Annotated in this window: 20 protein-coding genes, 1 pseudogene and 1 riboswitch; of the genes and pseudogenes, 9 read left to right on the top strand and 12 right to left on the bottom strand. The window is 62.8% G+C overall.

Annotation, left to right across the window (positions count from 1 at the left end; genetic code table 11):
• Position 1 precedes the first annotated feature (1 nt).
• Both N181_RS12960 and N181_RS12955 read right to left on the bottom strand, forming a co-directional pair.
• Complete coding sequence (locus tag N181_RS12960; protein ID WP_060563419.1) at positions 2 to 1,102, bottom strand: FAD-binding oxidoreductase; 1,101 nt, start codon at positions 1,100 to 1,102, stop codon at positions 2 to 4.
• Entirely contained in the window at positions 1,099 to 2,343 is a 1,245-nt protein-coding gene (locus N181_RS12955) for an aromatic ring-hydroxylating oxygenase subunit alpha (protein WP_037392671.1), read from the bottom strand. The genes N181_RS12960 and N181_RS12955 overlap by 4 nt, the downstream gene beginning before the upstream one ends.
• Before the next feature lie 98 nt (positions 2,344 to 2,441).
• Positions 2,442 to 2,561: riboswitch (cobalamin riboswitch) on the bottom strand.
• 304 nt (positions 2,562 to 2,865) lie between these two features.
• Between N181_RS12955 and N181_RS12950 the strand changes: the two genes are divergently transcribed.
• The 3 genes from N181_RS12950 to N181_RS12940 all read left to right on the top strand — a co-directional run bounded on the left by N181_RS12950 (position 2,866) and on the right by N181_RS12940 (position 5,975).
• On the top strand, positions 2,866 to 3,465 hold the full coding sequence (locus tag N181_RS12950; protein WP_037392673.1) for a DUF6656 family protein: 600 nt from the start codon (positions 2,866 to 2,868) through the stop codon (positions 3,463 to 3,465).
• Positions 3,466 to 3,542: 77 nt separating this feature from the next.
• Entirely contained in the window at positions 3,543 to 4,517 is a 975-nt protein-coding gene (locus N181_RS12945; RefSeq protein WP_037392674.1) for an L-threonylcarbamoyladenylate synthase, read from the top strand.
• A gap of 27 nt (positions 4,518 to 4,544) precedes the next feature.
• On the top strand, positions 4,545 to 5,975 hold the full coding sequence (locus tag N181_RS12940) for an FAD-binding oxidoreductase (protein WP_081318993.1): 1,431 nt from the start codon (positions 4,545 to 4,547) through the stop codon (positions 5,973 to 5,975).
• Positions 5,976 to 5,989: 14 nt separating this feature from the next.
• On the opposite strand, the gene N181_RS12935 is transcribed toward N181_RS12940, so the two are convergent.
• Positions 5,990 to 8,299 carry a DUF1217 domain-containing protein gene (locus N181_RS12935; protein WP_037392676.1) on the bottom strand — a complete coding sequence of 770 codons (2,310 nt, stop codon included), beginning with the start codon at positions 8,297 to 8,299 and terminating at the stop codon, positions 5,990 to 5,992.
• A gap of 434 nt (positions 8,300 to 8,733) precedes the next feature.
• On the opposite strand from N181_RS12935, the gene N181_RS12930 reads away from it, so the two are divergent.
• Positions 8,734 to 9,300 (top strand): DUF6101 family protein, encoded by a 567-nt coding sequence (locus N181_RS12930; RefSeq protein WP_037392689.1) that lies wholly within the window; start codon positions 8,734 to 8,736, stop codon positions 9,298 to 9,300.
• A gap of 411 nt (positions 9,301 to 9,711) precedes the next feature.
• Here N181_RS12930 and ubiA read toward each other — a convergent pair whose 3' ends face one another.
• Entirely contained in the window at positions 9,712 to 10,671 is a 960-nt protein-coding gene (gene ubiA / locus N181_RS12925; RefSeq protein WP_014327555.1) for a 4-hydroxybenzoate octaprenyltransferase, read from the bottom strand.
• A gap of 57 nt (positions 10,672 to 10,728) precedes the next feature.
• On the bottom strand, positions 10,729 to 11,541 hold the full coding sequence (locus N181_RS12920) for an AraC family transcriptional regulator (protein ID WP_014327554.1): 813 nt from the start codon (positions 11,539 to 11,541) through the stop codon (positions 10,729 to 10,731).
• 108 nt (positions 11,542 to 11,649) lie between these two features.
• Here N181_RS12920 and N181_RS12915 point away from each other — a divergent pair, with 108 nt between their 5' ends.
• The 5 genes from N181_RS12915 to N181_RS12895 all read left to right on the top strand — a co-directional run bounded on the left by N181_RS12915 (position 11,650) and on the right by N181_RS12895 (position 18,339).
• Complete coding sequence (locus N181_RS12915) at positions 11,650 to 12,843, top strand: MFS transporter (protein ID WP_037392692.1); 1,194 nt, start codon at positions 11,650 to 11,652, stop codon at positions 12,841 to 12,843.
• A 109-nt stretch (positions 12,844 to 12,952) separates the two neighbouring features.
• Positions 12,953 to 13,993, top strand: a complete 1,041-nt coding sequence (locus N181_RS12910; RefSeq protein ID WP_037392694.1) for a polyamine ABC transporter substrate-binding protein — start codon at positions 12,953 to 12,955, stop codon at positions 13,991 to 13,993.
• A gap of 1,009 nt (positions 13,994 to 15,002) precedes the next feature.
• The gene (locus N181_RS34755; RefSeq protein WP_342585823.1) at positions 15,003 to 16,379 is read left to right on the top strand and encodes a putative bifunctional diguanylate cyclase/phosphodiesterase; all 1,377 of its coding nucleotides are present in this window, start codon (positions 15,003 to 15,005) and stop codon (positions 16,377 to 16,379) included.
• A gap of 89 nt (positions 16,380 to 16,468) precedes the next feature.
• Complete coding sequence (gene purD, locus N181_RS12900; protein WP_014327551.1) at positions 16,469 to 17,740, top strand: phosphoribosylamine--glycine ligase; 1,272 nt, start codon at positions 16,469 to 16,471, stop codon at positions 17,738 to 17,740.
• Between the two features lie 101 nt (positions 17,741 to 17,841).
• On the top strand, positions 17,842 to 18,339 hold the full coding sequence (locus N181_RS12895; protein WP_037392699.1) for a plant virulence effector HPE1-like domain-containing protein: 498 nt from the start codon (positions 17,842 to 17,844) through the stop codon (positions 18,337 to 18,339).
• A 111-nt stretch (positions 18,340 to 18,450) separates the two neighbouring features.
• Here the strand turns inward: N181_RS12895 and N181_RS12890 are convergent, their stop codons facing one another.
• From N181_RS12890 to N181_RS12865, 7 genes and pseudogenes are all read right to left on the bottom strand, one after another.
• The gene (locus N181_RS12890) at positions 18,451 to 18,957 is read right to left on the bottom strand and encodes a 2-thiouracil desulfurase family protein (RefSeq protein ID WP_037392718.1); all 507 of its coding nucleotides are present in this window, start codon (positions 18,955 to 18,957) and stop codon (positions 18,451 to 18,453) included.
• 174 nt (positions 18,958 to 19,131) lie between these two features.
• Positions 19,132 to 19,515, bottom strand: a pseudogene (locus tag N181_RS34750) (LysE family translocator); the annotation flags it as partial.
• Positions 19,516 to 19,609: 94 nt separating this feature from the next.
• Positions 19,610 to 19,990: a cupin domain-containing protein gene (locus N181_RS12885; RefSeq protein WP_037392702.1), complete on the bottom strand. Its 381-nt coding sequence runs from the start codon at positions 19,988 to 19,990 to the stop codon at positions 19,610 to 19,612.
• A 105-nt stretch (positions 19,991 to 20,095) separates the two neighbouring features.
• Entirely contained in the window at positions 20,096 to 20,971 is an 876-nt protein-coding gene (locus tag N181_RS12880) for an AraC family transcriptional regulator (protein ID WP_080577280.1), read from the bottom strand.
• A gap of 47 nt (positions 20,972 to 21,018) precedes the next feature.
• Positions 21,019 to 23,184 (bottom strand): glycine--tRNA ligase subunit beta, encoded by a 2,166-nt coding sequence (glyS, locus tag N181_RS12875; protein WP_037392705.1) that lies wholly within the window; start codon positions 23,182 to 23,184, stop codon positions 21,019 to 21,021.
• Between the two features lie 94 nt (positions 23,185 to 23,278).
• Positions 23,279 to 25,216, bottom strand: coding sequence for a DUF2207 domain-containing protein (locus N181_RS12870; protein ID WP_037392706.1), 1,938 nt, complete (start codon positions 25,214 to 25,216; stop codon positions 23,279 to 23,281).
• Between the two features lie 24 nt (positions 25,217 to 25,240).
• Positions 25,241 to 25,789, bottom strand: coding sequence for a LemA family protein (locus N181_RS12865; protein WP_037392708.1), 549 nt, complete (start codon positions 25,787 to 25,789; stop codon positions 25,241 to 25,243).
• Positions 25,790 to 25,920: the final 131 nt, after the last annotated feature.

Genomic DNA, 25,920 nt, shown 5'->3' with positions numbered 1-25,920 from the left:
CTCACGCCTCGATCTGAACGTCGCCCAGGGGCCGCGAGCAGCAAGCAAGGATATAGCCCTCGTCGATCTCGTCATCGAGAATGCCGCCATTGTGGTTCATCGCGACATCGCCGGCGATCTTCAAAACGCGGCAGGTGCCGCAGATGCCGCCCTCGCAGGCGGCACCAATCCTGACGCCGTTGGCACGCGCCGTCTGCAGGATCGTCTGGCCGGGGACGGCCGACACTTCCTTGCCGCTCATGGTGAAAGTCACCCGTGCCGCCTCGGCTCCGGCGCCCGCCGTCGGTCCAGCGCGAATGGCGAGTTCCTCTGCCGCCGGGGCGGCCGCCGGCTGGAAGCTTTCCTGGTGGTAGCGGGCCATGTCGAAGCCGGCCCCTTTCAGCATGTCCCGGACCCCCCGCATGAAGGGCTCCGGGCCGCAACAGAAGACCGTCCGGTCGAGAAAATCCGGTGCGAGCAGTGGCAGCTTCGTCGCATCGATACGGCCGCGCAGGCCGTGCCAACCGTGACGGGCTTCGTGCCCTTCCACCAGGAAGCCGAGATTGAGGCGCGGCATCTGCCGGGCGAGGATCTCGAGCTCCAACTTGAACAGCAGGTCTTCGGGCTGGCGGGCGCAGGAGATGAAGGTAACATCCGTTGCCGGCGCGCAATCGGCCATCCAGCGGGTCATCGACATCATCGGGGTGATGCCGGAACCCGCCGAGATGAACAGGTATTTTTCGCCCGGATGTCGAACGAAGCTGAAATCGCCGAGCGGCCCCAGCGCCTTCAGCGTCATGCCCGGCCTCAGATTGTCGAACATCCAGCGCGTGCCGATGCTATTCGACTGCGCCTTCACCGTGACCGCCACCGAGAGCGGGCGCGACGGCGTCGACGACAGCGTATAGGTGCGCATGACCGGTTCTTCGCCGACCGGGAGTTCGAGCGTCACGAACTGCCCGGGCAGATAGCGGAACCAGGCCGGCCTGCCGGAACGGAAGGTGAAGGTCATCACCTCCGCGGTCTCCGCGACCACGGAGGTGCATTCGAGCAGGAACTGGCGATCTTTCCAGGGTTGCAGTTCGTCGAAGTGGTGAAACGAGCGTGCCATTTCCATCGTCATGCCACCCGCGACAGAGGAACGGCGCCACCCTGCAGGCGATCCAGCATGAAGCGCGAATACCAGTCGACGAACTGCATCACCCCACCCTCGTGCTCGGCCGAATAGGGCCCAGGCTGATAGGCCGGCGAACGGATGCCGAAGGCGTTTTCCTCGACGATCTGGCGGTCCTGGTCGTTGGTCTCGGTCCAGACGTGCGTCAGATCCTCGAGCGTGTAGTCGACGCCCTCGACCGCATCCTTGTTGACGAGCCACTTGGTCGTGACCTCAGTCAGTTCCGGCCCGAGCGGCAGGACGCGGAAGGTGATCGCGTGGTCGCCGAGGATGTGATTCCAGGTCGTCGGATAGTGGAAGAGAAGCAGCGTGCCGATGCCGTTCGCGCCGACGCCGGCGGAAAGCTGTCTGCGCACGGCCTTCTCGCCGGACATCGTATAGCTTTCGGCTCCGTTGATGAGCGGCATTCTGGTCATGCGGAACTGGCCGGTCGGCCCGATCTTGAAGGCGCTTGGCAGCCCTGCCGCCTCACACCTTTCCCAATGGGCGCCGATTTCCGGATCGTCCATGGCGCCCTGGACGCCGGTCACGGTCGGCGCCTCCGGATAGGTCCGGCAGAGTTCCGGATGGTTGGCGGCGCAATGGTAGCACTCGCGATTGTTCTCCCAGACGAGCTTCCAGTTGCCCTTCTCGACGATCTTGCTCTCGTAGGCGACCTTGGTTTCGCCGAGCCGGTGCGGCGCAAGATAGCCGGCGACCGTGTCGCGGAACGGCTGGAAATCCATCGCCTCGTCGGCGAGGCTGATGAAGATATAGCCGCCGACGGTCTCGCAATGCACCGGCTTCAGGCTGTGCTCGGAAGGATCGAAGCCGTCCGGCATCTGCCGGGCAAATAGCAGCCGGCCGTCGAGTTCGTAGGTCCACTGGTGATAGGGACAGACGAGCTTGGCCGAGGAGCCTTTGTGCTGCGTGCAAACGCGCGAGCCGCGGTGGCGACAGGAATTGTGCAGCGCCCGGACCGCCCCTTGCCGATCGCGCACGATGACGACCGGGTAGTCGCCGATCTGCAGCGTGAAGTAGTTGCCGGGCCGTGGGATTTCGCAGTCGTGGCCGACGAAGAGCCAGTCCTTGTACCAGATATGCTCCAGGTCCTGGCGGTAATAGTCCGGGTCGACATAGAAAGCCCGATCGAGACTGTAGCCCTCGCGACGGGTCTTCAGCTTGCGCAGCATATCGTCCTGAATGTCCATGCCCATATCCTCGTTAGCCCTGTTTCGGAGAGGACGGACAGAAACCGCGCATGCCGTGCGCCATGGTTCCGATCCGGCTGCCCGCCGCAACCAGTTGCGTTCGTTTTCGCTTCAAGGCTGGTTTCCGGGCTCTCCACCGTTGCGTGGCAGCCCGGATTTCAGCGATTCCCCAATTCTCCGTCCCTGCCTGGGGCGGCACCTTGACGATCCCAATCTAGGCGGGGAGTTCGGCTCGGCAACTGCCGATGTGCGACATTCCATTTTGGAAAGACGACAGAAATTTTCGCGCGATGACGTTGAGGCATATATAATATTTTATAGAATAAACAATATGATAGACGGCTTCATGCGAGGTGCTGAATTTTCTGAGAAGCGCCGTCCCTGCCGCGAAGGCGGCTGGCCGTTTTGCGACACAAAGCAATGCGAAGCGACCAGCGAGACGCCGAAATAGTCTGTTAACCATAGTGATTTAGCGTTCGCTGACGGATCAATCCGCATGGCTGGTGAGTGACTCAGGGATCGATGGCAAAGCTCAGATATTACGACGCCTCGGGCAAAACGCAGGCGCCGACGCCGAAAGCGGCGGGCCATACGGAGTTCCTGCGCACCGGCCGAATCGACCGGCGCCGGCCGTGGTTGCCCGAACAGCGCCGCTACATGAGCCATGAAGAGGTGGCCGAGAAAACGGGACGGAAGTTACAGGCGGCCGGAGAGACGACCCATAAGCGGATCAACGGCTTTCACGCCTCCATCCAGTTTCCGAAGTTGATCTTCCACCGGACGCTCGCCGACAGCCCCCATCTCGGTTATTGCCATGTGACCGCCGCGAGGACCACCCTCAATCAATCGCGCGAAATCGCCTGGGCATTCTATTTCGCCAACTTCTTCTCCGACCTCGGGGACGAGACGCATTTCTTCGAGCGGGTACAGCCAAGCTATTCACGCATGTATTTCGCCGTTGCCATCGAGCCTAACGCCGAAGGCGGGCAAATGGCCATCAATCGCAACGTTCGCGGCAACGGTCTGATCTTCCGGACGCAGGACCCGAAGGTGGCGCTCAAGAACGTCCTGATGCTCGGCGCACGCGACGAGGCCCTGCGGCGGATCATTCGCAGCCTCTGACGGCCGGCAGAGCCAAGAAAATCGTTCTGTTTTCCCGCGTCCTCCGTTAAGGAACGACGGAAAGGTTCAGGACCGCCATGGCCGAAATCATCGACACGCGCATCGAACCGGACCGAGCGATCGAGAGGGCTTGCGCCGTGCTCTCCGAAGGCGAGCCTGTCGCCATCCCGACGGAAACCGTCTACGGGCTTGCGGCGGATGCGACCAATGCCGATGCGATCACCCGCATCTACGAGATGAAGGGCCGGCCGCGCTTCAACCCGCTGATCTGCCATGTCTCGGACATGGCAATGGCGGAAGCGCATGTGATATTCGACCCGATCTCCCGGCGGCTCGCGGAGGCCTTCTGGCCCGGACCTCTGACGCTGATCCTGCCTGAGCGGCGTGAAAGCACCGTGCATGCCCTTGCCTCTGCCGGCCTCGAGACGCTGGGGATCCGCATGCCGGAGGGCTTCTCCCGCCGGGTGATTTCACATTTCGGGCGGCCGCTGGCGGCCCCGAGCGCCAATACGTCGGGCAAGATCAGTCCGACCAGCGCGGCGCATGTGGAAGCGGACCTCGGCGCGAAGCTGAGGCTGATCCTCGATGCGGGCCCAGCCGAAATCGGCCTCGAGTCGACGATCATCAAGGTCGAAACCGGCATACTCCGGCTGCTTCGACCGGGCGGCCTTGACGTGGCGGAGATCGAGGCGCTCACCGGCCGCCCGGTCGAACGGCTGGAAGCGGCGGGCCCGACGATCGAAGCGCCCGGCATGCTCGCCTCGCACTATGCACCCGGTGCTGCGGTTCGGCTCAATGCCAAGGACGTCCGCAAGGGTGAGGCGCTGATCCGCTTCGGCGGCAAGGCCCTGCCTGGCGAAAGCGCGGCGGCGATCGTGCTCGACCTCAGCCCCAGCGGCAATCTCAGGGAAGCGGCCGCCAATCTTTTCGACTATATGAAAAAGGCGGACGCGAGCGGCGCTGCGACCATCGCCTTCGGCCCGGTTCCAAACGAAGGCCTCGGCGAAGCGATCGTCGACCGCCTCGAGCGGGCCGCCGCCCCAAGGGTCTGACCGGCAAAACGAATCGCAGGCAGGATCATGACAGCAATTGCTTCTCCCGAACTGATCGCGTTCTTCGCGGACATCGTCGGCCCCGGCCATGCGCTGACCGCCCCGGCGGAGACGGCGCCCTATCTCATCGAATCTCGCGGCCTCTATCACGGCACGACGCCGCTCGTACTCAAACCCGGATCGGTCGATGAAGTCTCGCGAATCCTGCAACTCGCCAGCCGGACGCAAACGGCGATCGTGCCGCAGGGCGGAAACACGGGCCACGTGGCGGGCCAGATCCCGCGCGAAGGAAAGGCCGACGTGGTGCTTTCGCTCGAGCGGCTGAACCGGATTCGCGATATCGACCCCGTCGGCAATGTCATCGTCGCCGACGCCGGCTGCATTCTCGCAGATATCCAGAAGGCGGCAGACGACGTCGATCGCCTGTTCCCCTTGTCGCTCGGCTCGGAAGGCTCGGCACGGATCGGCGGCAATCTCTCGACCAATGCCGGCGGCACCGCCGTGCTTGCCTATGGCAACATGCGGCAGCTCTGCCTGGGGCTGGAGGTCGTACTGCCGACCGGAGAAGTCTGGGATGGCCTGAGGCGGCTCAAGAAGGACAATACCGGCTATGATCTGCGCGATCTCTTCATCGGCGCGGAAGGAACGCTCGGCGTCATCACCGGCGCGGTCCTGAAGCTGTTTCCGAAACCGCGCGGCCATCAGGTCGCTTTTGCCGGGCTAGCAAGCGTCGACGACGCTCTCGCTCTCTTCGATCGGGCATCGAGCCTGTGCGGTCCGGCCTTGACCGGCTTCGAACTGATGCCAAGGCTCGGCATCGAATTCACCACCCGCCACATACCGGGTGTTCGCGACCCGATGGAAACCAGCCATCCCTGGTATGCGCTGATCGATATCTCCACTTCGGATTCCGCCGAGAGCGCCGAGCGGATGGTGCAAAGCCTGCTCGAGGCTGGCATCGACGACGGTCTCGTCGAAAATGCCGTCATTGCCCAGAGCGAAGCGCAGCGAAAGGCGCTCTGGCACATGCGCGAGAGCATGTCTCCGGCACAGAAGCCCGAAGGCGGCTCGATCAAGCACGATGTCTCCGTGCCGGTGTCGAGCATTCCGGCCTTCATGGCGGAGGCCGATGCGGCGGTGATGACGGCGATCGCCGATGCGCGGATCTGCGCCTTCGGCCATATGGGCGACGGCAACATCCACTACAACATTTCCCAGCCGATCGGCGCGGATAGCCAAGCCTTTCTGGCTCGCTGGCGCGAAGTGAACGCCATCGTTCACGCCCTCGTCCTGAAATACAACGGATCGATCTCGGCCGAACACGGCATCGGCCAGTTGAAGCGCGACGAACTCGCCGCAGTCCGCTCGCCGATCGAGATCGAGCTGATGCGGCGGATCAAGCATGCCTTCGATCCGGCCGGAATCATGAATCCCGACAAGCTGCTGCGGCAGGACTGAGACGAAGGCGGCGCTTACCCGCCCATCCTGAGCTGAGACAGCGTATAGAGCGTGTCGGCGCTGATGCCGACGCTACTGCCCGTACTCATAAGGACCGACACGGCCGGGTCGACCTCCGTGTTGTTTTCCAGGTCGTAAAGCACGGCAAAGCGTGCCAGCAGCTTCTTCAGTTCAGCTGGGTCGCTCAGTTTCTCGAGATCGAGGTTCTTTTCGACGATCTTTGCCTGCTGGTCGATGTCCATCGTGCTGAACTCGTCGGGCAGGCTGAAGATCGTGCGGAATACCTCGGCAAGCGCATCGTCGGCCAGGAGGTCATAGGCATCGACGAGCGAACCCGCCTTCCGCTCGAAATAGAGCGCGAGGCGAACGCCTTCATTGTTCTCGCCGGCCTGTTCTTCCAGCGTCTGGCGCAGATATTGGTCGAGTGTTTCGTAAAGCCCCTGGCGCGTGACGATGCTGTCTCTGTCCTCGCGCAGCACGTTTCCTTCGCTGTCGAAATTGAAGGAGGTAACGAGCGAGATATAGGCAGCGGAATTTTCCTGCTCGTTGATGAAGCTCTCGGGATCGTCGAGATCGGAGTTGAAGATCTCGCGGAGCAAATCGGCGGTTACCCCTTCGGGGTCGATGCCGTTCGCCTCAAGCGCTATGGTGACAAGGCGGTCGTCCGCAAGGAATTCGTCGAGCGAGGAGAGCTTGGCGACCTCGGCCGTATAGTATTCGCCTTCCTCTTCGGCCTTGGTCTTGTCCTCCTCCGACCCAAAACGGGACTTGGTGACGATGTAGTTCTTCGCCGTTTCCTGGATTTGCGTTTCCGATTGAGCCAGCGCAGGCGGGCCGATTTCACCCTCTGTCGTAAAGTTGAACAGTTTGGCAAGCGTCACGTAACGCTCGTCCTTGAGCGTGTAGACGTAGCTTTTCGGATCGGTGAGGTCGCTGGTCAGGACGCGCTTGATGGTCCGTGTGCTTGCCGTGTCGGGGTCCAAGCCGACGGCCTTGAGGGCGAAATCATAGATCGACGCAGACCCGATGAAATCGTCGACGGACGTCATGCTGGCGACAGCGGTCTTGTAGGCACTGACCGCCATCTCGTCCGCCTCGTCGTCCTTGTCGTTGTAGCGCGTCATATAGCGGTTGGAAGTGAGCGTCGTCTGCGCCGTCGTCTGCGCGCTGTCGCCACTGGCCAGCGTGCCGTCCTCCTGGAAGTTGAAGGCATTGGCAAGCGCCAGGTAGTTCGTGTCGCCGCCGCCGATCGTGTTGACATAACTATCGGGGTCATCCGGGTCGCTTGTCAGAATGTTCTTGATCGTTGCGGGCACTATCGTCACGCCGGTAAGATCAAAGGCTGTCCTGATATAGCTGTAAAGACGTGCATCGGAGACGAGGTCATCGACGCTGGTGATCGTCGCTATCTTTCCCTCGAAATAGGCCTTGTTCAGAAGCGCTGCCTGCTGCGTGACGCGGGAGTTGCTGGAGACATAGAGCTCGTTGGTCGCCTGCTTGTTTTCGGCCGTCTGGGCAGTGCCTGCGGTCGCTGTGCCGGCGGAGCCAAAATCGAAGGCGGCGGCGAGGTCGAGATAGTTGTTCAGCGTGGCGATCGAGTTTGTGTAGGTCGTTATTTTACCTGTGAGTTCAGCCTCCTCGGCATCGATAAGCCCCCCGGCCGCCAGCTGGGACTGCGCCGCGGCCTTGGCCGTCTGGAGTTCGGAGAGCTTCGGAGCAATCACCGTATTCTCGTAGCTGCTCGCATCGCCGGAACTGCTGGAAAGCACGCTGCGGATCGTCTGGCGGGAATAGGTACTCTCGTCGATGCCGAAGGCCGTGAAGACATAGGCTCTCAGCCTGTCGTTGTTCAGCAACTGATCGACGCTGGTGATCTTGTCGATCATGACATTGTAGTAGCGGGTTTCCTCCTTCTGGGTCTCCGCGATGTTCAGAATGCTCGTATCGTAGAGGCCGATGATCTCGTCGAGCTGTGCCTCCGTCTGCGGGGCGGCGGTCCCGCCGCTGAAGCTGTAGGCGAGGGCGAATTCCCGATAGCGGTCGTCCGTCAGGCTGTTGGCGAAGCTGCTCGAGTCGGAGAGGTCGCTTTCGAGCACCTTTCGCATGAAGGCGACCGAATCGATCATGTCCCCCAGGCCAAAGGCCGTCATCGCGTAGGAGTAGAGCCGGTAGTCGTCGAGGAACGCGTCCACCGAGCTCACATTGCCGATATTGTCCTTGTAGTATTGCGTGTCGCGCGCGACCACCGTCTGCTCCGACACGCGCTTCAGGCTGACCTTCATGTCCCGAGCGAGGAGATTATAGTCGAGATAGGTCGAAACCATGCGCGCCGCCCTGCCAACTACAGCGCCGTGCGTCTTATCAGACGCACAAAGGTCGCTGTAGCACTTTGAATTGCTGCATGTTTTTCTCCTTAAATCGGCTCCGATTTAAGGAAAACATGCAGTGGGATCGGGGACAGCCGGCGTCGCGACATCCCCGAAGGTTATTCCGATCGTGGAAGCCTGGATCAACAGCCTTGTGCGTGGCTTTTCGGTCGACTGTCCGCCGACCCGCAAAATGCCGGCAATTTCGTTGACGAACGAGAAACCTTGCCGCCTCGGCTTTTGCTAACCATCGGTAGACGCAAAGTTTTTTTAACCGCGATTTTTAAGTCGTCCGGAAGAGGGGCCGCCTATCCTCCCACCCATAGAGGACGAAAACGTCCCGAGAAGAAGACCGGGAACCGGCTCTCAAGGAAAACAAGGGCGAAATGAAAATGCGCAACACACTCTCTCAACCGGCTTGGGTAGGAAATACGCTGCGGCTCGACCCGAAGCGTTTTCCGCAGCAAGCGACCTATGTCCTGCGCGGTGATGTGGGCAATGTGAGCATCAGCCTCGACCAGCGTGGCGCCGTCCTGCGCAAGGTGCTACCATCCAGCGGCCTGCCCCTTTCGATCGCCTTGCCTGCGCGAGCTTTCAAGGGTGTCGCAGCGCGGGCCATCGACCATGGCGACGGGGAGGTAACTGTGACGCTCGAGCTCCATCACGACGATCCGGATCTTTGCATCCCGTTGCTCGTTGCGCACGACCTTTCCGATATCGCGGCCGACTGGCGTGCCTGGGCGGAGGCCTACCGCATCCCGATGCTGATGGTCGAAGCGGACGGGGTCGCCCGGCCACTCGAAGAACATCTCGGAGAAATCCGCACTGCTCCGGCTAAGTCGCGCCGGCGCCATTCCTTCTTCGCCGAACGCCGGCCGCGCTTCCTGGTGCGCCGCTCCACCGGTAAGCTCGGCGTGCACATGAAAATCGACGGTCGCGAGATCATTGCCCGGAGCTGACGGCTGCCGGTTCTAAACCAGTCTCGAGTGCAAAAGCCGGCCAATCCCTGCGGCCGGTTTTTTGTTGTGCGTCGGTGTTACGGTGGAAACAGCAGGTTCGGCCTTCATCATGCCACAAGCGGCCCATAGCCGAGGCAACGAATGAAGGAGATACCGATGCGCAAGCACCTGCTCGCCACCCTTGTCGCCCTTTTCGCCGGTATTCGCACGCAGATCGCGGCCAAGCGGCGCAAGGCGGACGCCGAGACAAGTTGGGCGTGATCGCCACTACAGCGCCGCGCGCCTTATCAGGCGCGCAAAGGTCGCTGTAGCACTTTGAATTGCTGCATGTCTTTGCCCTTAAATCGAAGTCGATTTAAGGAGACATGCAGTAGACCGAATTGAATTCCTCCCGACCTTCCGGAGGATTTTTCACATCAAACGCACGAGAAGCGCAAGCACCAGCCCGGCGAAGACGATCAGCCCAACGACGCTGTTGAATTTGAAGAGCGCCAGGCACTGCTCGGGATCGTGGATGTTCAGCACCAGAATCTGATAGGCGAGCATGACGGCCGCCACGACGAGCCCGATATGGGCGAAAACGCCGGCGCCAGCCGCCAGGAATGCAAGAAACATCAGCAGGACTGTCAGGCCGTAGAGCCCGATCAGCCAGGGCCGCGGGTTGTCGCCGAAGCGGCGAGCCGTCGAACGAACGCCGATCAATGCATCGTCCTCCCGGTCCTGATAGGCATAGATCGTGTCGTAGCCGATCGTCCAGGCGATCGCGGCGGCATAGAGCAGGACGGCGGCAAGGGACAGCGAGCCGAATTCCGCCGACCAGCCCATGATGGCGCCCCAGGAAAATGCGAGGCCCAGGAAGAACTGCGGCCAGTCGGTGAAGCGCTTGGCGAAAGGATAGATCGCCACCAGGCCCAGCGAGGCGATGCCGAGAAAGACCGTGAAAGCGTTGAACTGCAGCAGGACGACAAGACCCACGAGCGCCTGCAGCACCATGAAGACCTTCGCCTGGGCGCGCGTCACGCGGCCGGACGGCAGCGGCCGCGAACGGGTGCGGGCCACCTCCATGTCGATCTCGTGATCGACGATGTCGTTGTAGGTGCAGCCGGCACCGCGCATGGCAATCGCCCCGGCGACGAACAGAAAGACATGGAAGAGGAAGCGAGCCGGGGAGAAGCTGCCGAGTGCGGCTGCCGCGCCTCCTGCCAGCGCGGCGGACCAGAGGCATGGCCACAGCAGCAACTGCCAGCCGATCGGCCGGTCCCAACGAGCGAGTTGCGCGTAGGGCCAGAGCGCCCGCGGCAGCACGCGGTAGACCCAGTTCTTCGACGGCGCATCGTGCACGCGGCCGGAATCGACGGATGAGCTGTTCATGGTCCCTGTTTGGCCCCGCTGCGCCGGCCGGTCAAGCGCCCGGATGATCCTTCGAGGTCAGACATCGCGACCGCGCAGATAGAGGCTCGGCGGGGCACCCAGCATGCGGCGAAACATCGTGGTGAAGGCCGCCACGTTCTCATAGCCTGCGTCGAGCGCGACGGTGGTGATCGGCTCGCCATCGGCAATGCGCGGCAGCGAGGCAAAGATGCAGGCCTGCTGACGCCATGTGACGAAGCTGATGCCCGTCTCACGCCGGAAGAACCGCGTGAAGGAACGCCGGCTGATGCCCAGGCTGTCGGCCCATTGATCGATATTGGCACCGGCCGAAGGCGCCTCCAGGAATTTCCGGCAGAGGCCGGCAAGGCCGCGGTCCTGTGGAAAGGGCAACCCCAGCGGCCGTTCAGCGAGGCGCGGAATCTCTTCGAGCAACAGGTCCGTGATCAGTTGCTCGCGGCGTTCGGAGGACGTCTCGTTCTCGATGCGGATCAGTTCGTCGATGAGGCTGCCGGCGAGCGCCGAGATCTCCAGCACCAGGGGCCGGCGCGCCCGGCTCATCGCCGCGATGTAGATCGAATGCATGCGAACGTCGCTGACCATCTCGGCTGAGTGCTCCATTCCGGCCGGAATGAGCAGGGCATGGCCGGGCGGGATCATCCACCGCCCGTCAGCCGTGTGCACCAGAACCACGCCGGAGCGCGCCCACCACAGCTGCGTTCGCGTGTGGCTGTGCAGCGGGACGATCAGGCCGCGGCCATAATCCCTGCCGATCGCCAGGACGGGAGCATTGGCCTTCTCGATCCACTCCAGATTTCGGAAGTGATCCGCATCCGGTAGGTCCGGCAAATAATGTCGGTCGGATTGCAACATGTGGCCCACTCGCGAAAGAACTCGACCAAATCACAAAAGCAGGCCAGCGGCAAGGCGTCTAGAGATGGAGAAAAGGCTCCGAAGCGAGCCGATCGGAAGGAACACATCATGTCTTCGGTCACGGCGGGCAGCATCAATCCGGAAAAGACGGCATTCTCCGTCATTCTTGCGGTCAGCTTCTGCCATATGCTGAACGACATCATGCAATCGCTGCTGACGGCGCTCTATCCGTTGCTCAAGGCGAATTACGCACTGGACTTCGTGCAGATCGGCCTTCTGACGTTCACCTTCCAGGTCACGGCCTCGATGCTGCAGCCGGCCGTCGGCATCGTCACCGACCGCTGGGCACTCCCCTACACCCTGCCCGTCGCCATGCTGTCGACCTGTTCGGGACTTCTGCTTCTCGCCCATGCCGATCACTTCTGGATGCTCCTCGTGGCGGCAAGCCTGATCGGCGTCGGTTCGGCGATCTTCCATCCCGAATCGTCGCGTGTCGCCCGGCTTGCCTCGGGCGGCCGCCACGGCCTGGCGCAATCCCTATTCCAGGTCGGCGGCAATGCCGGCAGCGCGCTGGGCCCGCTGCTCGCCGCCTTCATCGTCCTGCCCTTCGGCCAGGGGAGCCTCGGCTGGTTCTCGATCGTCGCCATTATCGGCTTCTTCGTGCTGTCCTGGGTGAGCACCTGGTACGTCCGACATCGCCGCTCGACGATGAGCCGCGCCGCCCCGAGCCGGGCCCTCCCCCTGCCGAAGGCCCGCGTCCTCTGGACTGTCGCGATCCTCGTGCTGTTGACGGCGACGAAGAACGTCTATCTCGCCAGCGTCTCCAGCTATTTCACCTTCTTCGTCATCGAAAAGTTCGGCACCAGCGTGCAGCAGGCACAACTGATGCTGTTTCTTTTCCTCGGATCCACGGCGGCCGGGACCTTCCTCGGCGGACCGATCGGCGACCGTTATGGCGCCCGATTCGTCATCTGGCTGTCGATCCTCGGCGTCATTCCGTTCGCGCTCATGCTTCCCTATGCCAACCTGTTCTGGACGGGCGTGCTCAGCGTGGTGATCGGCCTCGTCTTTTCCTCGGCCTTCTCGGCGATCGTCGTCTTCGCCCAGGAACTCGTCCCGGGCCGCGTCGGCCTCATCGCCGGCGTCTTCTTCGGCTTTGCCTTCGGCTTTGGCGGCATGGGGGCCGCGGTGCTCGGCGTCTTCGCCGACAGCCACGGGATCGAGTTCGTCTACAAGATCTGCTCCTATCTACCGCTGCTCGGCATTTTCACCGTCTTGCTGCCGAAAATACCGTCGCGATAGGGCGGGCGCCACGGCGAGCGGATGCGTGGTTCGGGCTGCCCGTAAGCATTCCTAAATTATTGCCGGTTACCGTCTGCCAGTGGGGGTTGTTCTTGGCGGGGGGCAGAGAATGAGAAGGCACGCGGCTACATCCGTCTTCCTGGCGACATTGCTTTGCGCGGCCGCAAGCCGGGCCGAAACGCTCAATCTGTTGATCTGGGAAGCCTATATCGACCAGGGCCTCATCGACCGCTGGACGCAGGAGACCGGCGTCTCGATCCATCAGATCAATTTCGACAGCGACGACGCACGCGACGAGATCCTCGCCGATCCGAGCAACAATATCGATCTCGTCGTCGTCGATGAGAACGGTGCGCATCTTTTCGGCAAGAAAGGCGTTCTTGAGACCCTCAACGAAGCCAATTTGCCGGCACTCGCAGACTACGCGCCAGACTGGCGGGATCGATGTGCCGGATATGGACTTCCCTATTTCTCCGGGACGGTCGGCATTCTCTATCGCTCCGATGTCATCGCTGAGCCGCCGACATCCTGGCAGGACCTGATGCGCCCTGCGGCGTCGCTCAAGCAGCATGTCGCAATGTTCGACGACCACACCGAACTCTTCGTGCCGCCGCTGATGCTGCTCGGCGCGTCCATCAATACCAGCGATACCGGAACCTTGAAGGCCGCCTTCGATCTTCTGATGGCACAGGCACCGGCCGTGTTGACCTACGATTATGTGATCACCGCCATCCAGGACCAAACGACCGGCAAAGAGGTCCACATGGCGCTCGGCTACAGTGGCGATCAGCACGTCCTCAACGACAAGGTCAACAGGCCCGGTCTGTGGCGATATTCGGTCCCCGAGGAAGGGACGCTTTCCTGGCTCGACTGCGTTTCGGTTATCGCCGGTTCGCCGCGCAAGCAGCGCGCCCTGGAGTTCCTCGATTTCATCGGGTCGCCGGAAAGCGCCGCCGCCAATGCCCTTGCCTTGACCATGCCGACCACGAGCAGCGCGGCGTTGAAGCTTCTGCCGGAGGCGATGCGCTCCGACCCGGAGATCTACCCGCCGGCCGCGACCCTTGCGAAAAGCCAGTACCAGCAGGAACTTTCGATCCAGTCGGTCCAAGCGCGCCGACGCATCATCAGCACATTGGCGAATTTTCAGTGACACTCAGCAAGCGCGCCCTCTTCCTCATCTTTCCCGTCGTGCTTCTAGGCTACCTTCTCGCGGCGCTCTCGGTCTATTTCGCCCAGGAGCGCTCCATTCAGGCGCTGGAGAAGGCCAAGCTTTCCCAACGGCTGGAGCATGCGGGCGCGGTTTTCCAGAACGAGGTCCAGCGCAGCAAGAGTTTTCTCAACGCCCTGCTGAACGGCAACGTTCTGCGCCAATTCGTCGCCGAGACCGACGAGCGCTATCGCGTGACCGCGCTCGGCGCGCGCCTGCAGGAGAGCATAAAATCGCTATCCGAGGATCCGATAGCCTACATCTCCTTTGCCATCCTCAACTCGAAAGCAGAGCCCGAATACTATTACGAGAACAGTTGGGATCCCTTTGCCGAGATCGACGAACCGCAGCGCGATCTTGCGAGAAAGTTGACCGCCGGCAAGCGGCTGAGCGACCTGACCTATCTTGAGCCCACCGGCGACCGGCCGCGAATCGTCTTTTCCCTCTTCGTCGACCCGGTCACCTTCGGCCGTCCGATGCCGAGCAACAAGGCCAATGCGCTGCTGATGCAGATAGCCGTTCTGCCGGACCGGTTCCTTGCGATGCAGGCAGCGCTGAAGAAGGAGTATGGCGCCGACATCGTTCTGCAACCATGGCCGCTCGCCGTCACCGACAAGCTCTCGGCGGGCACGCCGCTGGGGACGCAGCTCTACGCCACGATCGTCGTCCCCGACGCCTATTTCGAGGCTCAGGTAATGCGCCGAAAGGTGCTGCTTGCTTGCGGCGCCCTCGCCATGAGCCTGATCTCGATCTTCCTGATCGTGCTGTTGATCAGGCGTTTCATCACGGGACCGATCGCCAGCCTCGACGCCGATGTCACGGCGGTGATGAACGGCGAACGTGACGACATCAGGGACATGGACGAAGCGGGCGAGATCGGCCGCCTCACCCACAATATCCGCGAGCTTCATAGCCAGTCCGCCCATTCCCTGCGCCTCGTGCAGCAAAACTCGTGGACCGACACGCTCACCGGCATCAACAATCGCGGACGCTTCAACGCGCTTGCGGCCGGCGTCGTCGAAAAAGCCGTCGCTTCCGGCGAGAAGTGCAGCCTGCTGTTCATCGACATGACAATTTCAAATTCGTCAACGACAAGCATGGCCATGATGTCGGCGACGACCTGCTCAAGACGCTTGCGGTCAGAATTGGCCAGACAGTCGCGGCCATCACCCGGAGGAGGCGGCTGGAGCCGGCCATCCTGGCCCGCCTTTCCGGCGACGAATTTGCGGTTCTGGTGCGGTCGAACCCCGGCGAAGGCACTGTCCGGGAGATCTCCAACGCGATTCTCGCCCTGTTTGACGGCGGCTTCGAAGTGTCCGGCAAGAGCTATCCGGTGACGGCAAGCATCGGCGTGGCGATCTGCCCGGATGATGCGACCAATATCGCCGAACTGATCTCCAATGCAGATGCGGCCATGTACCAGGCGAAGTCCGGCGGCAGGAACCGCTCCTCCCGTTTCTCGCGGGCGCTGCACGACAAGCGTACCCGGCTCCGCCAGATCCAGGAGGAACTGCGCGGGCTCGATCCTGACGAGCAGTTTCGCCTGGTCTACATGCCGATCGTCAACGTGCGCGGCCAAGTCACCGGCTGCGAGGCGCTCCTGCGCTGGCATTCGCCCGTTCTCGGCGCCGTTACGCCGGACGAATTCGTCCCGATTGCCGAAAGCTCCGGTCTTTTCACCAAGATCGACTGGTGGGTCATCAACAAGGCGATGTCCGACTGCCGTCAGTTGAAGGCACTCTTCGGGCAGGATACGGTGCTGGCGATCAACATCTCTTCGGCGGAACTGCATTCGCACGCGCTCGGCGACTATCTGTCGGATTGCGCGGCCCGCCATCAACTCGAACCGCGATCGATCGACATCGAACTCACCGAGACATTCGCCGTCAAGATCAGCGACCAGTTGAGGCAGAACATCAAGGAGCTGCGCCACAAAGGCTTCCGCCTGTCGATCGACGACTTCGGCGCCGGCTACACCTCGATCCAGCAGATCATCGACTACGCCGCCGATACCATCAAGCTGGACCGGGCGTTGGTCACCAACCTCACGGCCTCGCACTCCCTTTCCGTCCTCAAGGCGGTCGTCGCACTTTGCCATGCGAAGGACATGGCGGTGATCGGCGAAGGGGTCGATACGCCGGAAAAGCTCGCCATGCTCACCGCAGCAGGCTGCGACCGCTTCCAGGGCTATCTGATCAGCAAACCGCTCTCGCTCGACGACCTGGCGATCTGGGCGCTCACGCGGACCGCGCAGCACGTCAAGGACCGCAGCGCCGACGAGCGCTCCGGCAGCGCCCGTCGGAGCTCGAGCCGGGAAGCGCACCGGTGAATCTTGGCCGCCGAGCCGGTTTTTCCTTGACCTTGCCCCGCCTGCCGTCCTAACCGCAGCGCATCAATGCGCAGACGGCAGGGATGGCAATGAAGGTTCTTCTGATCGGATCGGGCGGACGCGAACACGCGCTTGCATGGAAAATCGCGCAGTCACCGCGGCTTACCGCGCTGTATGCGGCACCAGGCAATCCCGGTATCGCCGAAGAGGCGACGATCGTCGCGCTCGACATCGACGACCATGCAGCCATTGTCGACTTCTGCCGAAACGAGACCATCGATTTCGTCGTGGTCGGCCCCGAGGCGCCGCTCGTCGCCGGCCTCGCCGACGCACTGCGTGCCACCGGCATTGCCATCTTCGGCCCCTCTGCCGCGGCTGCCCAGCTCGAAGGCTCCAAAGGCTTCACCAAGGATCTTTGCGCCAAGTATGATATCCCGACAGGCGCCTACAGGCGCTTTAACGAAGCCGAACCGGCGAAGGCTTATATTCGTCAGCAGGGTGCGCCGATCGTCATCAAGGCGGACGGGCTCGCCGCCGGCAAGGGCGTCACGGTCGCGATGACCCTCGACGAGGCACTCGCCGCTGTCGACGAGTGTTTTTCCGGCGCCTTCGGCGCCGCCGGCGCGGAGGTCGTCGTCGAAGCCTATCTCGATGGCGAGGAAGCAAGCTTTTTCTGCCTCTCGGACGGCAGGACCGTGTTGCCGCTTGCCTCGGCCCAGGACCACAAGCGTGTCGGCGACGGCGATACGGGGCCGAACACCGGCGGGATGGGCGCCTATTCGCCGGCCCCGGTGATGACGGCCGAGATGGTCGAACGGACGATGCAGGAGATCATCGAGCCGACCGTGCGCGGCATGGCCGAAAGCGGGTATCCGTTCACGGGCGTGTTCTTCGCCGGACTGATGATCACCGCGAAAGGGCCGGAGCTCATCGAATACAATGTGCGTTTCGGCGACCCGGAATGCCAGGTGCTGATGATGCGCCTGAAGAGCGACCTGCTGCCGCTGCTCTACGCGGCAGCGACGGGCACGCTCGACGGTATGCGGATCGAATGGCACGACGAGGCGGCGCTGACCGTCGTAATGGCTTCGCGCGGCTATCCGGGCACCTATGAGAAAAGCACGCCGATTGCGGCCCTGCCCGAGGCATCCGCCACGACCAAGGTGTTTCATGCCGGCACGGCGATCAAGGATGGTCGCCTCGTCGCCACCGGCGGCCGCGTGTTGAACGTCACGGCCATGGGATCGACCGTCAGCGACGCGAAGGATGCCGCCTATCAAGGCGTGAACGGCGTTTCCTGGGAGAACGGCTTCTACCGCCGCGACATCGGATGGCGTGCGGTCGCCCGCGAGAAGGCGTAACCGCTCAAATTCGCGGCATCATTCAATCTTTACCAATTCTCCTGACGGGAAGGTAAGGGAAACCTCATATTCTCCTTCTCGATACACTCGAGGAGAAACCGATGCGTTCCCTGCTGATCACCGCCGCCCTGACGCTTGCCGCCGGCACAGCCACAGCGTCGTCGGTCGAGGACGTGGCGTCCGGACAGGCCGTCAATGCCAGCGTCGCGACGATTTCCTGCGCAGAGTGCCCGCCGCTGCAGCCGAAGAAGAAGGCCTCCTATGTCGTGCCGCAGCTGGCGCCCGGCACCGCCAAGCTCGAAGTCAAGGAGATCAATGGCGAATTGAAGTCGGTTCGCACCGAGGCCTGGCTCGGAGGATCGCCGGTCGTCTTCGTCAACAAGGCCTCCGAGGAGGCAATTAAGGCAGCCGCGATGAAGGCAGATCCAGCGGCGACGGGTGCCGCTGAAGCCTCGATCGCCGAGATTGCAGATATCGACCGGACGGCAACGACTGCGGCTGTCGGGATTGTGTCGCACGCCGAACCGGTGAACGCCTCGATGGCGGGCAGCGGTTCACAGGAATTTGATCCGTCGGGCTTCGAACTTCGACTAGATTAGCACCATATAAACAAAGTTCCCTGCCCCATCGGCCGGAATATTAAAGGCTGACGGGCGTTTCGCTGCAATGGCGAAAGGTTGCGCCCCTGAGAGAAGCAGGGGCGTAATCTTTTATGGGGCAGCCTCGTCTTCGCCGGCCAACCTCTCCACCAACACATCGATCTCGCGGTCGGAAAAGACCTCGATGCCGTTCCGGCGAAGGAGCGCCGCGGTTACGCCCTCGCCTCGGACGCGTTCGCCGTTGAAGCTGCCGTCATAGACGAAGCTGGAGCCGCAGGACGGGCTGCCGTCGATCAGCAGTGCGAAACGACAGTTCGTGGCCAATGCGAGGGCGAGCGCATTCTCCGCGCCATGGCGAAACGCCTCCGTCACATCGCCGCCAGTCTTTTCGAGGACGCGTCCCGCGCCGGAAACGACGCTCGCACCCGTCCTGCCTGCCTCGATTTCCGCCGGCGGCCGCGGAACCGGCATGCCCGCCGACATTTCGGGACAGAGGGTCACAAGCCGCCCTTCCGCACGCCAACGTTCGATCGCCGGATGGCAGAGCGGTTTCGCGGCGCCATCGTACCGCACCGCATGGCCCATGAGACAGGCGCTGACGAGGATCTTGGCGGTCATGACGCGTTGATAGACCGCCGAACGAAACCGCTCAAGGGCAAACGCGTCAGGTGAGCAGCAGCGGCGCGAGGGAGACAAGCAGCAGAAGTGCAAAGACAAGGTTGGCGATCCGCGCCTCCTCGGATCACGAAGGACTGCCGCGATGGCCGCACCGAAGGCAAGCCAAGTCGTGTTCACGGCGACGGCGACGAAGGCCAGGACCAGGACTTTCGCGACGGTCGCGTGGTTTTCCTGCTGAGCGTCTACCAGACTTCCCCGATAGAGGGATCCGATCGCCGCATAGGCCTTCGGATTGGCGATCGCCAGCGCGAAGCCGCCGAGGAATGACGGAAGATGCGATCGTTGCTCATTGGCGCCGACCGGCGGCGCGGTCGCAATGCGCCAGGCCAGGTAAAGCATGTAGAGCCCGCCAACGACTGTCGCGGCTGTCTTCATTCCCGGCAGACCGAGGACGATGGCAGTCGTCCCGGTCGCGATCAACAGAACTACACCTATGGTGCCGACATTGATGCCGGCGGCGTAGCGGAGGCTACGGGGAATGCCGTGGGCGGCGGCCATGCCCGCGAGGCTGAGCGTCGCCGGGCCGGGACTGCCCATCAGCGGTAGGGCCGCGAGGAGAAGGAGGGCGAGGTCGCCGACCATGGCGCCAGCCTCAGATCCAGATGTCGTTCGCAGCGGTGCGTTCGCCACCCGCCTGCCCGGTGTTTGCCGTGCCTCTTGGCTCGACGAGCAGCATCTTCACTTCCTTTGCAGCAAAGGGCTTGTGCTCGACACCCTTGGGCACGACGTACATTTCGCCCGGACCGAGTGTCACAGAGCCATCGCGAAAATCGATCCGAAGCGTACCCGCGAGAACGATGAAGGCCTCATCCGTTTCCGGATGATCGTGCCAGAGGAAGTCGCCTTCGATCCGGACGATCTTGAACTGGTAGTCGTTGAGTTCGGCGATCACGCGTGGTTGCCATTGATCGGCAAACTTCGCCAGCTTGTCGGCAAAATTGATCGGGGCGTAGCTGCGTCCGGACACGTTCATGGCTATTTCCTCGAGTTGTTCCGGGAGGAATTACAGCGATTTCCGGTGATAGGGTCTTGAACGATCGTGCACCAATTCAAGGTGCCATAGCGCCGTAGGGGCGCGTCAGGCTTGCTCCCTGCCCAGAGGCATCGCCGCCATGCGCAGCCATCGCCCCGGCGTGACGCCGAAGGCCTTCTTGAAGTGCCGGCTCATATGCGCCTGGTCGGCAAAGCCGGATTCGAGCGCTGCTTGCGCGGGCGGAACACCGCGTCGCAGGCCGACCTTTGCGGCCTCCAGGCGCCGCTGCACCAGATAGCGATAGGGACTCGTGCCGAACAGGCGGCGGAAGTCGCGGCTGAGGCTCCAGCGATCGCGACCGCTGATCGCCTCGAGGCTCTCCAGCGTCACGGTGCCGTGGGGCAGATCATGAAGGTAGAGGCGCGCTCGTTCCGCGGCGCGATAATCGATCGCGGCGGTTGCCCTCGACGGTCCGCCGGCCGCGCCTTCGAGCGCATGCGCAAGCTCGAAGAGGCCGTCCTCGAACTCCAGCGTCTCGATCCGGGCATCCGTCGCCGGCAATAGGGCATGGACCGCCGCGAAGAGGCGCGGGTCCGATGTAACGCCGCCTTTGATGAAAGGCAGAGGCCTGCCGCCGAGGACGCTCTGGATGGCCGCCGGCTCGATATAGATCATACGGTACCGGAATCCGTGCTCGCTGCCAGCCTGACCGTCGTGCAACTCGTCCGGATGCAGCACCATCGTCGCGCCGGGAAGGCTCGTGCGTTCGGCACCGCGATACCGGAAACTCTGCACGCCCGAGAGCGTCTGGCCTATCGCATAGGTATCGTGTCGGTGTGGCTCGTAGGCTCGGCCGGCAAAGAAGGCTTCGATCCGCTCGAAGGGAATCGCGTCTTCGGCGACGGCAATCCAGTCGTCACGCCGCTTCAGGCCCGGCGGCTCGATGACACCTGCACCTGCACTCGGATGGTCACTCGTCATTCACCAGAGATAGGATGGCGCCGGTCGGTTGTCGACAGCCTAACCTGTCATCCCGAGATCTTCGAAAAGTCCGCAACCTCGCCAGTCGCCGAACGGATCAGCCCCAGGAGCGCCAAGCGGTTCGCACGAATCGCCCTGTCCTCATCATTGACGAGGACGTCGTTGAAGAACACATCGACCGGCTCGCGCAATCTGGAGAGTGCTGCCATGGCGGAGCGGAAATCCTCCTTGACGATGGCTTCGCGCGCATCACCGGATGCGAGCTTGATCGAGGCGTGAAGGGTCCGCTCGGCGTCGAGGCGGAAAAGTTTCTCGTCCACCGCATCTGCAACCTCGGTGCCCTTCTTCTCTTCGGCCGCGAGAATCTGCGTGGCGCGCTTCGTGCCGGCAAGCAGGTTCTTGCCCTCCTCTGCCGTGATGAAAGCCGTAAGTGCTTCGACACGGCGCGCGATCATCAGCAGGTCGTCGGCCTCCGACGTCAATACGGCGTCGATCAGGTCGTAGCGCGCCCCGAGATCGCGGAGATAGACCTTCAGGCGGTCATGGAAGAAGGCGAGAAGGTCCGCGGCAATGTCGCCCGCGACATCGGGCCGCTGCGTCCTGAGGGCCTTGAGCGCGACGTCGAAGAACGGCAGCAGCGGCAGACGGGTCCTGCCCTCGAGAATAAGCCGGATGACGCCGAGTGCGGCACGACGCAGCGCGTAAGGGTCCTTCGAGCCGGTCGGCTTCTCGTCGATTGCCCAGAAGCCGACGAGCGTGTCGAGCTTATCGGCGAGCGCGACGGCGACCGACACGGCATCGGTCGGCACACGATCGGAGGGACCCTGGGGCTTGTAATGATCCTCGATCGCGTTGGCGACCGCCGCGTCCTCGCCCTGCAGCACCGCATATTTGTGGCCCATGATGCCCTGCAGCTCGGGAAACTCGCCGACCGCCTCGGTGCGCAGATCCGCCTTCACAAGCACGGCGGCGCGCTCCACCAGGGCCTGCTCGGCGCCGGTGACCTCGGCCAGCGCCAAGGCGATCGAGCGGATGCGAGTGACGCGCTCGCCCTGCGTCCCGAGCTTGGCGTGGAAGGTGACGTTCAGCGCATCGAGCTTTGCCATGCGCTGGTCGAGCGGCTTCTTCAGATCGAGCCCGAACTTCTCGGCGGATGGCTTCAGCGTTTCGAGGTCGGGCAGATCGCCCTGGTCGCGTTTCCAGAAATGCGCCGCATCGGAAAGGCGGGCGCGCACGACCTTACCGTTGCCATGGACGATCTCCTTGCCGCCGTCCTTCGCCTCGATGTTCGAAACGAGGATGAACCGGTTCGACAGCGTTTCGGCGCCCGGCTGCCGCGTCACGAAGCATTTCTGGTTGGTCTTGATCGTCAGGCGAATGATCTCGGAAGGAATCTCGAGATAGCTCTCCTCGAAGCTTCCCATCAGCACCTTTGGCCATTCGACGAGACCCGCCACTTCCTCGAGCAAGCTCTCGTCCTCGACCAGTTCAAGCCCATTGGCGAAGGCGACGTTGCGGGCGTCGGCGGCGATGGTCTCCTTGCGGCGCTCCGCGTCGAGCACGACCTTCGCCTTTTCGAGCTTGTCAGCATAGTCGGCGAAGCGGCGAACGGTGATCGCCTCCGGCGCGTGGAAGCGGTGGCCGTAGGTAATGTTCGAAGCAGTGATGCCATCGACCGCGAAGGGGATGACCCTCGTCTCCTCGGTTTCGGCACCGAAGGTGCAGACGATCGATTGCAAGGGCCGCACCCAGCGCAAGCTCCCCGGCTTGGCGGAGGCCACGCCGGAGCGCATGGACTTCGGCCAGGGGAAGTCGCGAATGATCGCCGGCATCACCTCGGCGATGATGTCCTCGGCGTCCCTGCCGGGCTTGACAATGTGCGCGACGTAGAAATCGCCCTTCTTCGGATCGCTGTGGACATGGGCCTCGCCGATCGAGGAGAGCCCCGCGGCGCGCAGGAAACCTTCGATCGCCTTTTCATTGGCGTCGGTGCGCGGCCCCTTGCGCTCCTCGCGGACATCGGCCGAGCGCGCATTCAGGCCACGGATATCGAGCGTCAGCCGGCGCGGCGTCCAATATTCGCGTGCGCCTTCGTAGGTGAGGCCGACCTCGACGAGCGCGTCGGTTACGAGCTTCTTCAGATCGCCGGCCGCCTTGCGCTGCATGCGGGCCGGAATTTCCTCGGAGCGCAGTTCAATAAGAAGATCGGGCATGAATCCAGACTTTGTTCTGTTCCGGTGGGTTGCCTCGGGACTTAGCAAGCCCGGGCGAGAATGTCATCAAGTGCGGCGAGGAAATTGGCCGGCTCTACCAGCCGCCGCCGCCACCGCCACCACCCCCGCCGCCGGAAAAACCGCCACCGGAAGAAAAGCCGGAGGACGAACTTTTGGGCGGAGGCGGCAGCGAAGAGGTCATCGTGTCGGCCATCGAACCGGCGAAGCCACCGATCGTGTCGGAGAAAGATCCCGGGCCGAAGCTATCGCCATGGTACCAGCCCGGCTGGTAGGCGGCGGCTGCCGCGCCGCCGGCTGCCGCCAGCAGCCAGCGATCGAATGTCTCTGTCCAGGGCTTCTCGACACCGAGCGCGACGGCATAGGGCAACAGCGTTTCGAAATGCCGCGGCGACATTTCCGGCGCGCCCTGCATGTTCAGGCGATCCTGCTCCGCAAGCGTCATATATTGCCGGAGCCCGTCAATGCCATCCATCATCCGGGTGCCAAGCGGTGTCGGCGCCCCCATCAGGTAATAGAAGAGCCCGTTGACGAGCACGATTCCGCCGATCGCGAAGAACAGCGGCAGGTCGTCCGGATCCGCCGCCGAAAAGATGACAGCCGCCAGGATGCTCGAAAAGACGGCAAACAGCACGAAGCCGATGAGGGCCAGCACGACGATCGACAGGATGCGGCGCATGAGGCTCGACCCGCGCCTCAGGGACTTGCCGACCGAAACGGCAAAGCCGGAAACGAAGACGGCGACGAAGACCGGGACGATGATGAAAGGAATCGTCTCTTCGCTGAGCTCGCCGAAGATGAAAAGCGCCGCCAGCGCAACGATCGAAAGCACGACGCCGCCGATGATGTAGCCGACATTGGCCCGGTAGTACTTGCCGCGATGTTCGCGCTCCATGGCGCTGCGGAAGGTGGACCCGGCGGCCGCCACCGCCTTGCCGTTCGCCCGGTCGATCTTGAGGGTGCCGCCGGCCGTCTCGACGGCCTTCATCAGCGCCGCCTCGCCGGCCGGGAGCTTTCCACCGCCGCTCTTGCCCGTCGCCGAAATGACGATGGAACTCTTCAGATCGTCGAGGACGACATATCCCTTCACCGCCAGGTCAAGCACCGCCGCCGACAGCGCGCTCCAACCCTCGCCGGAAAAACCCTTGTTGTCTATGTAGTTGACGAGCGCCGGCGAAATGCCGTCCGGCGGATCCCAGCGCGGCACCATGACGCCGCGGGCGGGGTCGCGACCGACCCGCACCCAGGCGCGCCCGTAATAAAGGCCCACGGCGACGAGTCCGGCACCGGCGATGACCAGCGCCAGGTGATCGCGCAGCCACCAGATGTTCTGCTGCGAGGCACTCGGCCGGTCGATGCTGCCTTTCGGCAGCTTGATCGCGATGGTGAGGCCCTCCTGCGGGCGAAGTCTCCGCGTCGTGGCGAAGAAGATCTCGCCCCCCTCCTCGACGGCGCGCGCGTCCTTGCCGGTGGCGCCGTAGCCACCGGTAAAGACGTCGAGCCCCTGCGCCACCACGCCATCCGGCAAGGTAACGGTGGCGGTCGCCTCCTCGATCGGGAACGCCCATTCGGTACCGGTCACGTTCCAGTAGAGCTCGTCGTGATCGTTGAAGAAGCGTATCTGGCGGCTGGTCTCATAGGTGATCTGAAATCTATGCTCGCCGCGCGGCAGGAAGACGTCGGCATTGCCGGTGTAGATGCGGATGCCGCCGTCGACCGATTCGGTACGGTATTCCTCCTGCTCGCCATCGCGTTCGACGGAAACCAGGTTGAAATCCACCCGGACGCGCCGGCCGTTCGGGTCGATGAAGGTCAGCGGAAAATCGCGATAGATACCGCGGCGGATCTGGCTGCCTTCGACATTCGCGGTGATCGTTTCGGTCACCGCGAGCGTGCCGTCCTTGGCGACGTCAATAACGGAGTGGTAGGAAGAAATAATCTCTTCCGCCGCAGCCGAGCACGGTGCGGCAAGGACAATAAGCACCAACGCAAGCGCCGCCAGAAGCCGCTTCATCAGGAATTCCTCTTCCGTGCCGCCTCAGAACTTGACCGACGGCACAGCGCGATCCGCTTCGTTGGTGATCTCGAAATAGGTGGCCTTGGCAAAGCGGAAGGCGCTGGCGATCAGGTTGGACGGGAAACTCTCGACCTTGACGTTGAGATCGCGGGCGGCGCCGTTGTAGTAGCGGCGCGACATCTGGATCTCACCCTCGATCGTTTCCAGCGAGCGTTGAAGCTCGACAAAATTCTCGTTGGCCTTCAGATCCGGATAGGCTTCGGCGAGCGCGAAGAGCCGACCGAGCGCCTGCGAGAGCGCCCCTTCGGCGGCGGCTCGTGCGGCGATATCGCCCTCGGGGACGGCCTGGGCCCGGTTGCGCAGGGTAACGACTTCCTCGAGCGTCGACTTCTCATGAGCCGCATAGCCCTTCACCGTCTCGATCAGGTTGGGGATGAGGTCGGCGCGGCGCTTCAACTGCACGTCGATGCCGGACCAGGCCTCTTCGGCCATCTGCCGTGCCTTGACGAGGCCGTTATAGACGAAAACCAGGTAAAGGATCACGGCGACCCCGATTGCCAGCCCGATCATGCAATGCCCTCCTTCGGAACCCGCCGGAGGTTAACACCGACTCCGCGTGCGAGATACAGGACGCGTGGGCGAAAAACGCACATTTCCCCGCTTCGATTCGAAGGCATCTGCAATCAAACCGGCTCAACCGC

It is taken from the genome of Sinorhizobium fredii USDA 205, from assembly GCF_001461695.1.
In the GTDB taxonomy this organism is placed as follows: domain Bacteria; phylum Pseudomonadota; class Alphaproteobacteria; order Rhizobiales; family Rhizobiaceae; genus Sinorhizobium; species Sinorhizobium fredii.
The sequence above is the reverse complement of the archived record's forward strand: the minus strand, read 5'-3'. Positions and strand labels throughout refer to the sequence as shown.

Bases quoted from the DNA above. Each gene is read 5' to 3' on its own strand.
- N181_RS12960 (WP_060563419.1), bottom strand. From the start codon at position 1,102: ATGACGATGGAAATGGCACGCTCGTTTCACCACTTCGACGAACTGCAA.
- N181_RS12955 (WP_037392671.1), bottom strand. From the start codon at position 2,343: ATGGACATTCAGGACGATATGCTGCGCAAGCTGAAGACCCGTCGCGAG.
- N181_RS12950 (WP_037392673.1), top strand. From the start codon at position 2,866: ATGGCAAAGCTCAGATATTACGACGCCTCGGGCAAAACGCAGGCGCCG.
- N181_RS12945 (WP_037392674.1), top strand. From the start codon at position 3,543: ATGGCCGAAATCATCGACACGCGCATCGAACCGGACCGAGCGATCGAG.
- N181_RS12940 (WP_081318993.1), top strand. From the start codon at position 4,545: ATGACAGCAATTGCTTCTCCCGAACTGATCGCGTTCTTCGCGGACATC.
- N181_RS12935 (WP_037392676.1), bottom strand. From the start codon at position 8,299: ATGGTTTCGACCTATCTCGACTATAATCTCCTCGCTCGGGACATGAAG.
- N181_RS12930 (WP_037392689.1), top strand. From the start codon at position 8,734: ATGCGCAACACACTCTCTCAACCGGCTTGGGTAGGAAATACGCTGCGG.
- ubiA (WP_014327555.1), bottom strand. From the start codon at position 10,671: ATGAACAGCTCATCCGTCGATTCCGGCCGCGTGCACGATGCGCCGTCG.
- N181_RS12920 (WP_014327554.1), bottom strand. From the start codon at position 11,541: ATGTTGCAATCCGACCGACATTATTTGCCGGACCTACCGGATGCGGAT.
- N181_RS12915 (WP_037392692.1), top strand. From the start codon at position 11,650: ATGTCTTCGGTCACGGCGGGCAGCATCAATCCGGAAAAGACGGCATTC.
- N181_RS12910 (WP_037392694.1), top strand. From the start codon at position 12,953: ATGAGAAGGCACGCGGCTACATCCGTCTTCCTGGCGACATTGCTTTGC.
- purD (WP_014327551.1), top strand. From the start codon at position 16,469: ATGAAGGTTCTTCTGATCGGATCGGGCGGACGCGAACACGCGCTTGCA.
- N181_RS12895 (WP_037392699.1), top strand. From the start codon at position 17,842: ATGCGTTCCCTGCTGATCACCGCCGCCCTGACGCTTGCCGCCGGCACA.
- N181_RS12890 (WP_037392718.1), bottom strand. From the start codon at position 18,957: ATGACCGCCAAGATCCTCGTCAGCGCCTGTCTCATGGGCCATGCGGTG.
- N181_RS12885 (WP_037392702.1), bottom strand. From the start codon at position 19,990: ATGAACGTGTCCGGACGCAGCTACGCCCCGATCAATTTTGCCGACAAG.
- N181_RS12880 (WP_080577280.1), bottom strand. From the start codon at position 20,971: ATGACGAGTGACCATCCGAGTGCAGGTGCAGGTGTCATCGAGCCGCCG.
- glyS (WP_037392705.1), bottom strand. From the start codon at position 23,184: ATGCCCGATCTTCTTATTGAACTGCGCTCCGAGGAAATTCCGGCCCGC.
- N181_RS12870 (WP_037392706.1), bottom strand. From the start codon at position 25,216: ATGAAGCGGCTTCTGGCGGCGCTTGCGTTGGTGCTTATTGTCCTTGCC.
- N181_RS12865 (WP_037392708.1), bottom strand. From the start codon at position 25,789: ATGATCGGGCTGGCAATCGGGGTCGCCGTGATCCTTTACCTGGTTTTC.